Annotated in this window: 10 protein-coding genes and 1 pseudogene; 8 read left to right on the forward strand and 3 right to left on the reverse strand. The window is 61.5% G+C overall.

Annotation, left to right across the window (positions count from 1 at the left end; translation table 11 throughout):
- Positions 1–7 precede the first annotated feature (7 nt).
- Positions 8–163, reverse strand: coding sequence for a DUF3309 family protein (locus B5E41_RS03480; RefSeq protein ID WP_003543790.1), 156 nt, complete (start codon positions 161–163; stop codon positions 8–10).
- 795 nt (positions 164–958) lie between these two features.
- On the opposite strand from B5E41_RS03480, the gene B5E41_RS03485 reads away from it, so the two are divergent.
- From B5E41_RS03485 to B5E41_RS03505, 5 genes are all read left to right on the forward strand, one after another.
- Positions 959–4,141, forward strand: coding sequence for a helicase-related protein (locus B5E41_RS03485; RefSeq protein WP_088391075.1), 3,183 nt, complete (start codon positions 959–961; stop codon positions 4,139–4,141).
- 2 nt (positions 4,142–4,143) lie between these two features.
- Positions 4,144–4,548 carry an RNA-binding S4 domain-containing protein gene (locus B5E41_RS03490; protein ID WP_088391077.1) on the forward strand — a complete coding sequence of 135 codons (405 nt, stop codon included), beginning with the start codon at positions 4,144–4,146 and terminating at the stop codon, positions 4,546–4,548.
- A gap of 193 nt (positions 4,549–4,741) precedes the next feature.
- The gene (gene fdxA, locus B5E41_RS03495) at positions 4,742–5,080 is read left to right on the forward strand and encodes a ferredoxin FdxA (protein ID WP_011427210.1); all 339 of its coding nucleotides are present in this window, start codon (positions 4,742–4,744) and stop codon (positions 5,078–5,080) included.
- Positions 5,081–5,474: 394 nt separating this feature from the next.
- The gene (locus B5E41_RS03500; protein ID WP_011427211.1) at positions 5,475–6,047 is read left to right on the forward strand and encodes a CarD family transcriptional regulator; all 573 of its coding nucleotides are present in this window, start codon (positions 5,475–5,477) and stop codon (positions 6,045–6,047) included.
- A gap of 376 nt (positions 6,048–6,423) precedes the next feature.
- A complete protein-coding gene (locus B5E41_RS03505) occupies positions 6,424–7,287 on the forward strand; it encodes an RNA polymerase factor sigma-32 (protein ID WP_064806404.1) in 864 nt (287 codons plus the stop codon).
- Positions 7,288–7,339: 52 nt separating this feature from the next.
- On the opposite strand, the gene B5E41_RS03510 is transcribed toward B5E41_RS03505, so the two are convergent.
- Together B5E41_RS03510 and B5E41_RS03515 are read right to left on the reverse strand one after the other, a co-directional pair.
- A complete protein-coding gene (locus B5E41_RS03510; protein ID WP_088391079.1) occupies positions 7,340–8,884 on the reverse strand; it encodes a M48 family metalloprotease in 1,545 nt (514 codons plus the stop codon).
- 386 nt (positions 8,885–9,270) lie between these two features.
- Positions 9,271–10,808: pseudogene (locus B5E41_RS03515) on the reverse strand (MDR family MFS transporter).
- 114 nt (positions 10,809–10,922) lie between these two features.
- Here B5E41_RS03515 and B5E41_RS03520 point away from each other — a divergent pair.
- From B5E41_RS03520 to B5E41_RS03530, 3 genes are read left to right on the forward strand one after another with little or no spacing between them, the layout of a single operon-like run.
- Entirely contained in the window at positions 10,923–11,450 is a 528-nt protein-coding gene (locus B5E41_RS03520) for a MarR family winged helix-turn-helix transcriptional regulator (RefSeq protein ID WP_088391081.1), read from the forward strand.
- Between the two features lie 59 nt (positions 11,451–11,509).
- Positions 11,510–12,166, forward strand: a complete 657-nt coding sequence (locus B5E41_RS03525) for a thiamine diphosphokinase (protein WP_170965842.1) — start codon at positions 11,510–11,512, stop codon at positions 12,164–12,166.
- A gap of 3 nt (positions 12,167–12,169) precedes the next feature.
- Positions 12,170–13,990, forward strand: a complete 1,821-nt coding sequence (locus tag B5E41_RS03530; RefSeq protein ID WP_088391083.1) for an ABC-F family ATP-binding cassette domain-containing protein — start codon at positions 12,170–12,172, stop codon at positions 13,988–13,990.
- Positions 13,991–14,056 lie beyond the last annotated feature (66 nt).

Below are 14,056 nucleotides of genomic sequence, written 5' to 3' on the forward strand. Positions count from 1 at the left end.
TCGGGCTTTAGATGCGGCCCATTAGTACAAGGATAATGATAATGACGAGAACTAGCCCCAAACCGCCGGAAGGTCCATAGCCCCAGCCACGGCTATAACCCCAATTTGGCAAGGCTCCGATCAAGAGCAGAATGAGGATAACGAGAAGTATCGTGCCAAGCATGGTGTTTTTCCTTCATTTCATCCGCAATCTGGATGGACAAGAAACACGCATTGGCGATTTTTGTTCCCGGTTGGGCGCGTGAATTAGGACGCAAGGCGATTCATGGTTTGTGAACCCTCACCCCCGACAAATCGCTCGTATGGTTAAAAAGGCATTTAGATACAACATGTTGCGGTGAACAAAGCGGGAAGGTCTGAATGTCTTCGATTCGTCGGTGATTCGTTCCGTTTTTGATCGGTCCAGTGGCGCAAGCGGGTCAGGCCTAACGCTGTGTGAATTTGCTCGCCGGAAGATTAACACCGACGTGACGAGACCTTTCCGCTGCCCCGCATCTAGCGGCGGACCATCACGACACCACCAGATATGGCCGTGAACGAAAGGGGAAAACAGCACAGTCGGCGATTCGTCCCGATTCGTTCCGGATTTGATCGAAGGGTTAATTTCGGCGGATTTTTTCACTTGGCGAAAAGCGCATGACAGACCTCAGGCAGGGCGACAAAAATGCGAGCAGGAGAGAGTCCCGCGATTCAGCATTTAGTAGGAAAAAGTGATTCAAAATCAATACTTAGCCGTGAACAAAAGCTGAATCAGCAGGAGTCAGCGATTCGTCTCTGATTCGTTCTCACGCTGTTCCAAATCGGAAATTCGCACCGCCTGGACGACTCGCAAAGGTCGCAATCCCCGGCGCATTTTGAAATCTGCCCTTGCGTTTGCGGCGGCAGCTGTCCATGTGTTCTGTGCCTCATCGAGAGGGCAAAACTTTCCCGGGGCGCGCTTGCCTCACTTGCATGGACCATGACTCTGACTTCGCAGCCGATGATTCTGAGCGGGCGCGGTGTGACCGCGGTGCTTGGACCAACCAATACCGGTAAGACCCATTATGCCATTGAGCGCATGGTCGCACACGGGACCGGCGTGATCGGCCTGCCGCTCAGGCTCCTGGCCCGCGAGGTCTATACGCGGGTGGTGGAGAAGGTCGGTTTGCAGAACGTGGCGCTGGTCACCGGCGAAGAAAAGATTTCGCCGCCCAATGCGCGTTTTTCCGTTTGCACGGTCGAGGCGATGCCGCGGGAGACCAAAGCCGCCTTTGTCGCGATCGACGAGGTGCAGCTCGCCGGCGATCTCGAGCGTGGGCATATCTTCACCGACCGCATCCTGCACCTTCGCGGCCGTGATGAAACGCTGCTGCTGGGTGCAGGGACGATGCGGCCGATCCTGCAGCACATCCTGCCCGGGATTACGATCGTCGAGCGGCCGCGGCTTTCGCATCTCCTTTACGCCGGGCAGAAGAAGATCACCCGGCTGCCGCAGCGTTCCGCCATCGTCGCCTTTTCCGCCGATGAGGTCTATGCCATCGCCGAGCTCATCCGCCGGCAGCGCGGCGGCGCGGCGGTCGTGCTGGGGGCGCTCAGCCCGCGCACCCGCAATGCGCAGGTCGCGCTCTATCAGGCGGGCGACGTCGAATATCTGGTGGCGACCGATGCGATCGGCATGGGCCTCAATCTCGATGTCGATCACGTCGCCTTCGCCCAGGACAGAAAATTCGACGGCTACCAGTTCCGCAACCTCAATCCGGCCGAACTCGGCCAGATCGCCGGCCGCGCCGGACGGCACGTGCGGGACGGAACCTTCGGCGTCACCGGCCAGGTCTCGCCCTTCGACGAGGAACTGGTGCAGCGCATCGAGGGACATGAATTCGACAACGTCAAGGTTCTGCAGTGGCGCACGACGGAGATGGACTTTTCCTCGATTCAGTCGCTGCGCGCCAGCCTGGAGGCCGGGCCGCGCGTGCCCGGGCTGACGCGGGCGCTGCCGGCGGTCGACCAGCAGGCGCTCGAGCAGCTTTCGCGCTACCCCGAGGTAATGGACCTCGCCGACAGGCCAGCCCGTGTCGAAAAACTCTGGGAGGCTTGCGCGCTGCCCGACTACCGGCGTATCACTCCGGCCCAACATGCCGATCTTATTTCGACCCTCTTTTCCGATCTCGTGCGCTATGGCACGGTAAATGAGCAGTTTCTTGCGGAGCAGGTTCATCGCTCGGATCGAACTGATGGGGAGATTGACACGCTTTCGGCGCGAATCGCGCAGATAAGGACCTGGACCTACGTTTCGAATCGGCCCGGCTGGCTTGCCGATCCGACACATTGGCAGGAAAAGACGCGGGAAATCGAAGATCGATTGTCCGATGCGTTACATGAAAGGTTGACGAAACGCTTTGTTGATCGCAGGACATCTGTGCTCATGAAGCGCCTGAGAGAGAATGCGATGCTGGAAGCTGAAATCAGTGTGAATGGCGATGTCTTCGTTGAAGGACATCATGTAGGGCAGTTGAGCGGATTCCGTTTCACCCCGGTGGCGGGAACGGATGGACCGGATGCCAAGGCGGTTCAGGCTGCGTCGCAGAAGGCGCTCGCGCTCGAGTTCGAGGCCCGTGCGGCCCGGCTGCATGCCGCGGGCAATAGCGATCTGGCGATCGGTTCGGATGGCTTGATCCGTTGGCTCGGCGATCCGGTGGCGCGGCTTTCCGGCAGCGACCACGTCATGCGTCCGCGTGTGATTTTGCTTGCCGACGAGCAGTTGACGGGCAATGCCCGCGATCACGTCGCCGCCCGTATAGAACGTTTCGTCAATCATCACATCAGCACGGTGTTGAAGCCGCTGGACGATCTGTCGCGCGCCGAAGACCTGCAGGGTCTTGCCAAGGGCCTTGCCTTCCAGCTGGTCGAAAATCTCGGCGTGCTCTTCCGCCGTGATGTCACCGAGGAGGTGAAGTCGCTGGATCAGGAGGCTCGCGCCTCAATGCGCCGCTACGGCGTGCGTTTCGGGGCCTATCATATCTTCGTTCCGGCCCTTCTGAAGCCGGCACCTGCCGAACTGATCACGTTGCTCTGGGCGTTGAAGAACGACGGTCTCGACAAGCCGGGTTACGGCGATCTCATTCCCGTGCTTGCCGCCGGGCGCACCTCGGTCGTCACCGATCCGAGCTTCGAGCGGATGTTCTACAAGCTCGCCGGCTTCCGTTTCCTCGGCAAGCGCGCCGTGCGCATCGACATCCTGGAGCGGCTCGCCGATATCATCCGTCCGCTGCTGCAATGGAAGCCCGGTCAGAGCAATCGTCCGGAAGGCGCCTATGACGGTCGCCGTTTCACGACGACGACGGCGATGCTGTCGATTCTCGGGGCGACGCTCGAGGACATGGAAGAGATCCTCAAGGGCCTCGGCTATCGCGCCGATGCCGTGAAGGCGGAAGAGGCGTCGGCCCATCTTGCGGCGCAGGACGCAGCTTCAGCCCCTGCCGCCTCCGCGGAAACATCCGCGGAAGAAGCGGCGGAAAAAGCCGATCACGACGATGCCGACGGAGCGACCGAAGAGGCTGCTTCCGAGGCATCCGCAGCCGAGCCAGCTTCGACGGCGGCCGACGTCCCCGCGACAGAAGCGAGCGACGGCAACGCGGCGGCCGAAGAGACGGAGGCAACTGCTTCGGCAGAGGCTGCCGCTTCCGGGGAAGCTGGTGAGCCGGCGGAACCGAAGCCGGTTCTTTTGTGGCGTCTCGGCGGCCGCAATGACAATCATCGCCAAGCACGCAGCGGCCATGGCGAACGCCGGGGCGGCCAGAACCAGGATCGCGGCGAGCGCAATCGCCGTCCGAACGGTGGTGAAGGCGGCGAGGGCAACCGTGGCGGCGACGGGCGCGACAACCGCCACGGCCGCGGCAAGGACGGTGGCGGCCGCGACGGCGGCAGGCCGCAGCAGGCAAGGGGCGAGCGCAAGGACCAGCCGCGCGGTGATCGTCAGGATCGTGGCGACCGGAAGGACCGCGGCGAGCGTAACGATCGCAATGACCGTAACGACCGCAACAACAATCGCGGCGCCCAGCCGCTGCGCTTCGAGGCCAAGCCGCCGCGCAAGGAGAAGCCGATCGATCCGGATTCGCCCTTCGCCAAGCTCGCAGCTCTCAAGGAACAGATGAAGAAGTAATCATGGGCGGGGAGACACAGCCGGCAAGCGGTTCGCGCCAGCGCATCGACAAGTGGCTGTTCTTCACGCGCATGGTGAAGTCGCGCTCGCTGGCCCAGAGCCATGTCCAGTCGGGGCACGTGCGCATCAACGGCGAGCGCTGCAGTCACCCGAGCCAGATGGTCAAGCCGGGTGACCGCGTCGAACTGACGCTGGAGCGGCGCGACGTCGTCCTCGTCGTTCGTCTCGCCGGGGATCGGCGGGGTCCCTATGAGGAGGCTCGCCTGCTCTACGACGACCAATCCCCATCGCCGGATGAGACAAAACGTCTCACGCCGTTTGAGCAAGCGACCCGTGCGACCGGTACCGGCCGTCCGACCAAGAAGGAAAGACGTGCAATCGACAGGCTGATGTCGGACGAGGATTAGAAAACTCTGTCTCCGGCGGCGGCTTTTGCAGATCGTTTATCCTTGAAATCCGGCGCTAAAGCCGATAGGTCACTGACAACTTGCCGGAAGCGTGCTTGCCTGCCAAGCCTGTCCACGCTTTTCGCCCGGCAAGGGGATAGGCGCGACGTTCCAGGTTGCCCGGCCCCATCCGCATGAAATCCTGGAGTTCTTCATGACCTATGTCGTGACCGACAATTGCATCAAGTGCAAATACACCGATTGCGTGGAAGTCTGCCCCGTCGACTGCTTTTATGAAGGCGAGAATTTTCTCGTCATCCATCCCGACGAATGCATCGATTGCGGCGTCTGCGAACCGGAATGTCCCGCCGAGGCGATCAAGCCGGATACCGAGCCGGGCCTCGACAAATGGCTGAAGATCAATACCGAGTATGCCAGCATCTGGCCGAATATCACGGTCAAGAAGGACCCGTTGCCGGAGGCCAAGGAAATGGATGGCCAGACCGGAAAATTCGAGAAATACTTCTCCGAAAAACCCGGTTCCGGCGACTAAGACGGTTGCGCGATTCGGCCGTCGCATTTGAGCGGCCATGCGGTGAAACGTTTTAAATCCTGCGTCTGGCATATGGGTGATCTGTGTTGGCCGCATGACTCAGACGAAGCAAATTATTGATTTCCTCATATTTTTGTGATAGGTTTCGCCTACTGTTCCATTTGTGGCATGACGCATGCCCAAAACCATCACGAAAGCAAAACCAATCCGTACGCGGTTTCCGTGACATATCAACGCTTTGAGCGCCGGGTCCCCCAGATCGCGCGCAAGAAGTCCTTGCTTTTGGCTGATGGGACCAGAGTGAAGTCACCCGACGGATGCAACCGTCTCAACCGGGCCTGACTGACCCGGCTCCGGCCGCCGCCGGAAGCGTAACAGGGAGTTTTTGATTAGAATGACGACTCAGCAGAAAAAACCTTCTACAGCACGTCACGGCTTCAAGACCGGTGAATCGATCGTCTACCCCGCTCATGGCGTCGGTACCATCACCGCTATCGAAGAGCAAGAAGTTGCCGGCATGAAGCTTGAACTTTTCGTTATCGATTTCGAAAAGGACAAGATGCGCCTGAAGGTTCCGGTCGCCAAGGCGATGAGCATCGGAATGCGCAAGCTTTCGGAAACGGATTTCGTCGATCGTGCGTTGAAGGTTGTGCAGGGCAAGGCGCGCGTCAAGCGCACCATGTGGTCCCGCCGCGCTCAGGAATATGATGCCAAGATCAATTCCGGCGATCTGATTTCCATCGCTGAAGTCGTGCGTGATCTCTATCGTGCAGAAAACCAGCCCGAGCAGTCCTATTCCGAGCGCCAGCTCTACGAAGCAGCGCTCGATCGCATGGCGCGCGAAATCGCCGCTGTCAACAAGATGTCGGAAACCGAAGCTGTCCGCCTCGTCGAGACCAACCTCAACAAGGGTCCGAAGCGCGGCAAGGCGATCGAAGAAGACGATTCGCAGGACGAAGCCGCTTAAGGCAAGCCTGTCTCTCCCATAAAAAAACCCGGCCGTCGCGCCGGGTTTTTTATTGGAACTTTTTCCCGACTGACGCGTTTACTACACGTAATTGCGGACTGCTCGCCGGGCGCTGGCTCGTCGGGCGAACTGCTATTCCGTCAATATTCGGTGAGGAGCGGCTCATGCCTTTTCAATATTGCCCGTTCGGCAACGTGAAGAAACAGGTCCGACCCAGCCGTCTTAGCGGCACATGATGAGAAATAGGGCCTTTCCCTGAAAAGTCCAGGGTGAGGCCCTTTTGCATTCGGAACCCCATTCAATCCGGACAGCGATGTTCCGGAAGGTGAGTTTTATTGTTCATTTTCAGGGCGAAGGCCTGTTTCGGGAGATCGAAATGAAGAACATGTCTGCAGATCGGCGCATGATCAAAATCGCGATGGCCGCCCCTTATCTCGCCCGTCAGGAAGAGCACGATCTCGCCACCCGCTGGAAAGATCACGACGATCGCGGTGCGCGCAACCAAATCGCCATGGCGCATATGCGCCTGGTTATCTCCATGGCCGGTAAGTTCCGCAATTTCGGCCTGCCGATGAGCGACCTCGTGCAAGAGGGCTATGTCGGCCTGCTGGAAGCCGCCGCGCGTTTCGAACCGGAACGCGACGTGCGCTTTTCGACCTATGCCAGTTGGTGGATCAGGGCGTCGATCCAGGATTATATCCTGCGCAACTGGTCCATCGTGCGCGGCGGCACCAGTTCGGCGCAGAAGGCGCTATTCTTCAATCTGCGCCGCCTGCGCGCCAAACTCGCCAGGGGCGATACGCAGCTGACGCTGCAATCCATTCACCAGGAAATCGCCGCGGCTCTCGGCGTCAGCCTCGCCGATGTGCAGACCATGGATGCCAGGCTTTCAGGCAACGACGCTTCGCTGCAGGCGCCTTCCGTCTCCGGCGATTCCGAGAGTGCGGAGAAGATGGATTTCCTCGTCAGCGACGATCCGCTGCCGGACGAGCAGGTTTCCAATATGATCGACGGCGAGCGCCGCCGCGTCTGGCTCGCCTCGGCGCTGAAACATCTCAACGAACGCGAGATGAAGATCATCAGTGCCCGGCGCCTGGCGGAAGACGGCGCCACGCTCGAAGAACTCGGCGCCGATCTCGGCATTTCCAAGGAGCGCGTGCGCCAGATCGAAAGCCGGGCGATGGAAAAGCTTCGCAGCGCACTGGTCAGCGCCGACCCTCATATGGCGGCCTACGCTTGAACTTCTTTACCCTCCAGCAGCACCGACTGGCCCGGCGCAAGCCGGGCTTTTTTTATTCGGCGATGATTTTGACGCGATCGCCAGGGGAAACGGCCGCCCCCGTCGGCAGGGCATTGATGAGCTTGAAGAGATCGAGCTTGCGGTCGGTGCCCATCATGCGGGCGGCAAGCGTCGAGATGTTCTCGCCGGGCCGGACGGTGACGACGCGAATGCGCAGCGGCTTCAGCGAGGCAGCTTCGGCCGGTGTCATGCGCCGGAAACTGGCGCGCAGAACATTGGCTGTCGGTTCGAGGGCGTCGCTGCCTTTCGGCACGGCGGTCAGAAAACGGAAGATCTGCGCATTATTGCGGATGACGGTCACATCGAAATCCCAGCGGTCGGCGCTTGCGCGGGCGGTGGCTGCTTCCATGCCATTGACGGTGATCTGCCGAATGGTCGATGGGTCGAGACCGGTCACCCAACCGCTGGAGATGTAGTTTGCGAGGCTCTGGTTCTGGTTGTCGGCGACGCCGTCGAAGCGGACGGCGATGTCGTTGGGGCCGGTGGCCATTACGGCTTCGACCTTATTGTCGATCTTGAAGTCCGCCGGTACGTCGAAGCGGATGCCGAGGCCGCCATGCAGGAAAGTCTGGCCGCGCACGTAACCTTCTTCCGGGCTGTCGCCGTAGAGCAGGCCGTCAATGCCGTCGAGATAGTAGTCGCGGCCCTTGTCGCCGACCGCCCCCTCCTGGCCGAAGGCGCGCGCATGGGTGCGGGCAAGTTCGATGCGCTGGGCGGAGTTCGGATGGCTCGAGAGGAAGTCGAGGCTTTGGTCGGCTTCCGGGTCGACCGACATGAAGCGGCTGTAGGCCGCCATGGAATCGAGGAAACGGGCGGCGGCATAGGGGTCGTAGCCGGCTTCGCCGAGCATGCGCACGCCGATGACATCGGCCTGCAGCTCCTGCTGGCGGGAGAAGGCGGCAAGCCTGAGCTTGCCCCGGGCAAGCGCCTGCTTGCCGGCGATGTCGCTCGAAAGGACCTCGGCGACGACGCGGCTGGCGATGACTTCGGCTTCTTCGCGCTTCTGCCGCTCGATACCGTGGTTCGCTGTCACGTGGCCCATTTCGTGCGACAGCACAGCGGCGACTTCCGAGGCGTCGTTGGCAAGGGCGAGCAGGCCGCGGGTGACGTAGAGATACCCTCCCGGCAGCGCAAATGCGTTGATCGCAGGCGAGTTCAGGATGGTGATGCGGTAGGACTGGCTCGGATTTTCCGACACCGCCGTCAGTGCGCCGGCAATGCGGGCGACGAGGCGCTCGGTCCTGGCATCCTTATATTCGCCGCCGTAGCTTGCCACGATACGCGGATGCTCGCGGGCGCCCATCGCCGCGCGCGGATCGTTCTTCTGCACCTCGTCGACGATCTGGGGATTGGAGGAAGGCGAGATGCTCGGCTGGTAGGATTGTTCGATCAGCGACTGACACCCGTTCAGCGCCATTGCGACGGTTGAAAGCAGCATGAGGCGACGGGCGAAGCGGCGCGCCGCAGAGATGGCAGCACTGGAAAGCGCGGGCGATTTCCACGTCGTCAAGCTGTCCAGTCTGGTTCTCCGCATCATGTCGCTGTTTTGCCGGTTTGCCGCAGATGGGGACCGGCCTTGGCAAGGGGAACTCAACAGGTGCGCACCCCTGATCTCGCGCCGCATGCTAGGCCGATACACGTCGTTGCTGTAACTGATTTACGCATCGGTTGCATAGCGAGACTCTGTTTAATTGTGGCGCCGTTGCATTTTAGCAAGCCTCAGGCATCAAGGTTCCCTTCGCTCGGATGAAATTATGGCGAAAGTTCCGTCACCAGGCATAGATTTGTCGGCGGCACGAAAAAAGAACGGCGTGATTGAAGCAACAGGGTGGAGAACGGCAGCTCTCCGTGAAAATCGCAACTTTTAATTTATTTACGCGATAATGGAACGTCTGCTGGTGAATATTCCCGTTATGCCGCCCGCTATTCCGCCGCTTCCGCCGCCGCCGATTGCGGTCGCTTCGTTTCCCCGGTGCGCGGCAGCTGCACGGGCTTCAGCGTCATTGCGGCAGCAAGGCCGATCAGGGCAATGGCGCAGGAAGTCATGAAAAGGGGCGAGAAGGCGGCGGCATAGACATCCGCAACGGCCTGGCGGCTCGCTTCGGGAAGGGCAGCCATCATCTTCGGCGTCAGCTGTTCGATATCCGCAACACCGGGAATGGGAGCGCCGACCTTGCCGAGCCCGGAGGCGATGATCGCGCCGTAGATCGAAATGGCGATCGAGGCGCCGCCCATGCGCGAGAGCGTCACCGAGCCGGTCGCGGCGCCGACGTCGCGGGCGGGGGCGGCATTCTGCACGCCGATGACAGGCACCTGCTGCGCAAGGCCGATGCCGATGCCATGCAGCATCATGATAGCGCCGATGAAAGCGATCGGAGTTCCCGCATGGACCTGCGACATCAGCGCGAAGGCAATGGCGCTGCAGGCGAGGCTTGTGATGGCGAATGGTTTGTAGCGGCCGGTCATCGAGATGATACGCCCGGCCGAAAGCGATCCGCAGACGAGACCACCGGTCAGCAGAATGAACAGAAGGCCGGCGGCCGATGGCGAAAGGCCGGTCGTCGTCTGCAGGAAGAGAGCGAGATAGTTGACCATGCCGATGGCGATGGCGCCGCCCATCACCGATATTACCAGCAGCAGGCTGAAGGTCGCATTGCGGAAGAGCTGCAGGGGAACGATCGGCTCCGGCGCGCGGCGCTCGACGAACACCCAGGCGACGGCGCAGACGGCGCCGAAGGCGACGATCCCGATACTCTGTGGTGAGATCAACGAGCCGAACAATTCGCTGCTGTCTGTGGCAAGCACGATGCTCGTCGTCGTCAGCGCGATCAGGAGCGCGCCGGCATAATCGATCTTCGGGCGTCGATGCGGCTTGCGGTAGGGCAGCATGAAGGCAAGGCCGGTGAGCACGATGAAACCGATCGGCACGTTGACGAGGAAGATCGAGCGCCAGCCGAAGAGATCGCTCATCGTTCCCCCAAGCACCGGGCCGATCGCACCCGAAGCCATCAGCACGAGGCTGGAATAGCTTTGATAACGCGCCCGCTCGCGCGGCCGAACAGATCGGCGTTGACGGCAAAGATCGATACCATGATGCCGCCACCGCCGAGGCCCTGCAGCACACGGGCGGCGATCAGCGTGTTCATCGAGACGGCGAGGCCGCAGATCGCGGAGCCGCCCGTGAAGATTGCGATCGCTGTCATCATCACATATTTGCGGCCGAAGAGATCTCCGAGCTTGCCGTAGAGCGGCATGACCGCACTGAGCGCCAGGAGATAGGCCGAGCCGATCCAGCCGAAACGTTCAAGATGGCCGAACTCGCCGACGATCGTCGGCAGCGCCGTCGAGACGATCTGATTATCGAGTGTGGCCATGAACATGGCGGTCATCAGAAAGAAGAAGAGGATAAGCCGGCGACGAGGATCCGTCACGAGCGGCGCAGGCGCGAGTTGCATGTCCATGAGGCTCACTTCCCGGTTCGACCTGTTTTATGTGCTGTCAGCACGTATTTGTCAATGACACACGAATGACATCGGCATATTCAATTTTTGCGGCGGCTCTGTTATGGTTCCGTGATGAACGAGACTCTGACCAAGATCCTGTCCAACAGCTCGGCCGAGCCGGACGACGAAAACCTGCCGCGCATCGGCCGGAGTATGGCCCGCATGCGTTTGATGACCGGGCGGCGGCTGATCGGCAGGCTGGCAATCCAGAGCGCCGCGCCGGGGCTTGAGCTTTCCCATCTCGACGTGCTGGACGCCGTGCGGCGTGCAGAGCCTGCCGGCGAGGTGACTGTCGGCACGATCGCGGAGATGTTGCGCATCGATCCGTCGCGAGCAAGCCGGGTGGTGGCCGAGATGGTCGGTCGCAACGTGCTGCGTCGCGAGGCCTCACAGGCCGATGCACGGCGGATCGTCGTCGTCATCACCGACGCTGGCCAGGCGCTGCTTGCCGAGATCCACGCGCAGAAAATAGCCATCATTTCTGAGATCGTGTCCGATTGGCCACGCGAGGATATAGAGCGTTTCGCGACGCTGTTCGAACGTTTCATCGGTGGCTACGAGGCGATCTTTCTGTCGCACGACAAGGACACGCCCGGTTGAGGCGAAAGCGCCGTCCGTCGGTGCCCCTTCCCCTCGCCCCCCCGTTTGCGCTAAGGGCAATGCCCATGAGCCAATCCACCTTCACCATTCTGCTCGGCGGCGAACTCAGCCTGACGGAACGCCTGCGCCAGGCGATCGGCGGCAGCCGCTTCATCGCGGCCGATGGCGGCATGCGGCATGCGATGGCGCTTGGCGTCATGCCTGAGCTCTGGGTCGGCGATTTCGATTCGACGCCCCCCGATCTCGAAGCGGGTTTTCTCGATGTGCCGAAGCAGCCCTATCCCGCAGCCAAGGCGGCAACGGACGGCGAAATCGCCGTGTCGGAAGCGATCGCGCGTGGTGCACGGCGGCTGATCCTCGCCGGCGCGCTCGGCGGCGACCGCTCCGACCATGCGCTTCAGCATCTGCTGTCGGCTGTCGGCCTGGCGGAAAAGGGTTTCGACGTTCTGCTGACCTCGGGCAAGGAAGAGGCAGTGCCGCTGGTTCCCGGCACGATCGAGCTCGATCTTCCCAAAGGCAGCCTGTTTTCCGTGCCCGGATTTGGTCCGCTGACCGGACTTTCGATCGAGAATGCGCGTTATCCACTCACGGATTTCCACCTGCCGTTCGGCTCATCGCGCACCATTTCCAACGTCGCGGAAGGCAAGGTTCGCTTTTCGCTCGAGAGCGGCCGGGCGATCGTGCTTGCCCGCCCCTATGATCTTTCCGGAGTCTGATATTTGGCCCCTCCCATCCTGAAACTCGACGATATCTTCCTGAGCTTCGGCGGCGCACCGCTTCTGGCGGGTGCAGCGTTGCAGGTCGAGCCTGGCGACAAGATCTGCCTCGTCGGCCGCAACGGCTCGGGAAAATCGACACTGCTGAAGATTGCCGCCGGCCTGGTCGAGGCGCAGTCCGGCGAAGTCTTCCGTCATCCGTCATCGACGGTGCGCTATCTCGAACAGGCGCCGGATTTTGCCGGCTTCAGCACGGTCCAGGCCTATGCCGAGGCCGGGCTGGGACCGGGCGACGACCCCTATCGCGTCACCTATCTTCTGTCGCATCTCGGCCTGACCGGCGAGGAAGATCCGGGCACCCTGTCCGGCGGCGAATCGCGCCGGGCCGCCCTTGCCCGCGTGCTGGCACCGGAGCCCGACATTCTCCTGCTCGACGAGCCGACCAACCATCTGGACCTGCCGACGATCGAATGGCTGGAAGGCGAGCTGCAGAAGACCCGCAGCGCCCTTGTGCTGATCTCGCACGACCGGCGTTTCCTGGAGAAGGTTTCGACCGCGACCGTCTGGCTCGACCGCGGCGCCTCGCGCCGCCTCGACAGGGGATTCGCGCATTTCGAGGCCTGGCGCGACCAGGTGCTGGAGGCTGAGGAGCTGGAGCAGCACAAGCTCGGCAAGGCGATCGAGCGCGAGGAACACTGGCTGCGCTACGGCGTCACGGCCCGGCGCAAACGCAATATGCGCCGCCTCGGCGAGCTGCAGTCGATGCGTTCGCAATATCGCGGCCACAAGGGACCGCAAGGCACGGTGCAGGCGACGGTTTCGGACGCGCAGGACTCCGGCAAGCTGGTCATCGAGGCCGAGAAGATCACCAAGAGCTTCGGCGACCGGGCCATCGTCACACCATTTTCGATCCGCGTGCATCGCGGCGATTGCATCGGTCTCGTCGGGCCGAACGGCGCCGGCAAGACAACACTCCTGAAAATGCTGACCGGCCAGCTTTCGCCGGATAGCGGCACGGTAAAACTCGGCACCAACCTGGAGATCGCCACCCTCGACCAGAAGCGCGAGGACCTCGATCCCGAGGATACGCTTGCAAACTACCTGACCGACGGGCGCGGCGAAAACCTGATCGTCAACGGCGAGCAGCGCCATGTCACCGGATACATGAAGGAATTCCTGTTCCAACCGGAACAGGCGCGCACGCCGATCAGGAGCCTCTCCGGCGGCGAGCGCGCCCGGCTGATGTTGGCGCGCATCCTCTCGCGCCCGGCAAACCTCCTGATTCTCGACGAACCCACAAACGATCTCGATATCGAGACGCTCGACCTCCTGCAGGAAATCGTCGCCGGCTTTCCCGGCACCGTCATCCTCGTCAGCCACGATCGTGACTTCCTCGACCGCACCGTAACCTCGACGATCGCGCCCGCCGTGCCGGATGCGCCCGACGGCCGATGGATCGAATATGCCGGCGGCTACACGGACATGTTGGCGCAGCGCAAGGGCGCACTCGAAGAGCGCAGGAAAGCCGAGAAGGCGGCAGAAAAACCGAAGACGCAGGAGACAACCGCTTCCGGCGCAGTCTCGAAGGGCAAGCTTTCCTTCAAACAGAAATTCGCGCTTGACAATCTGCCGAAGGAGATGGCCAAGACCGAGACCGAGATCGCCAAGCGCGAACTGGTCATGGCCGATCCCAGTCTCTTCACACGCGATCCCGCTGCCTTCAACCGGCTTGCAGGCGAGATGGAAAAGCTGCGTGCCAGCCTGACCAAGATGGAAGAGGAGTGGCTGGAGCTCGAAATGCTGCGGGAAGAGCTGGAAGGCTGAGACTCTCGCACTCAACCGCTCGCCTCATCTGTGTGGGCAAAGATTCTGCCAGACGATTGGGGCAGC

Source organism: Rhizobium esperanzae (assembly GCF_002204185.1).
GTDB lineage: Bacteria > Pseudomonadota > Alphaproteobacteria > Rhizobiales > Rhizobiaceae > Rhizobium > Rhizobium esperanzae.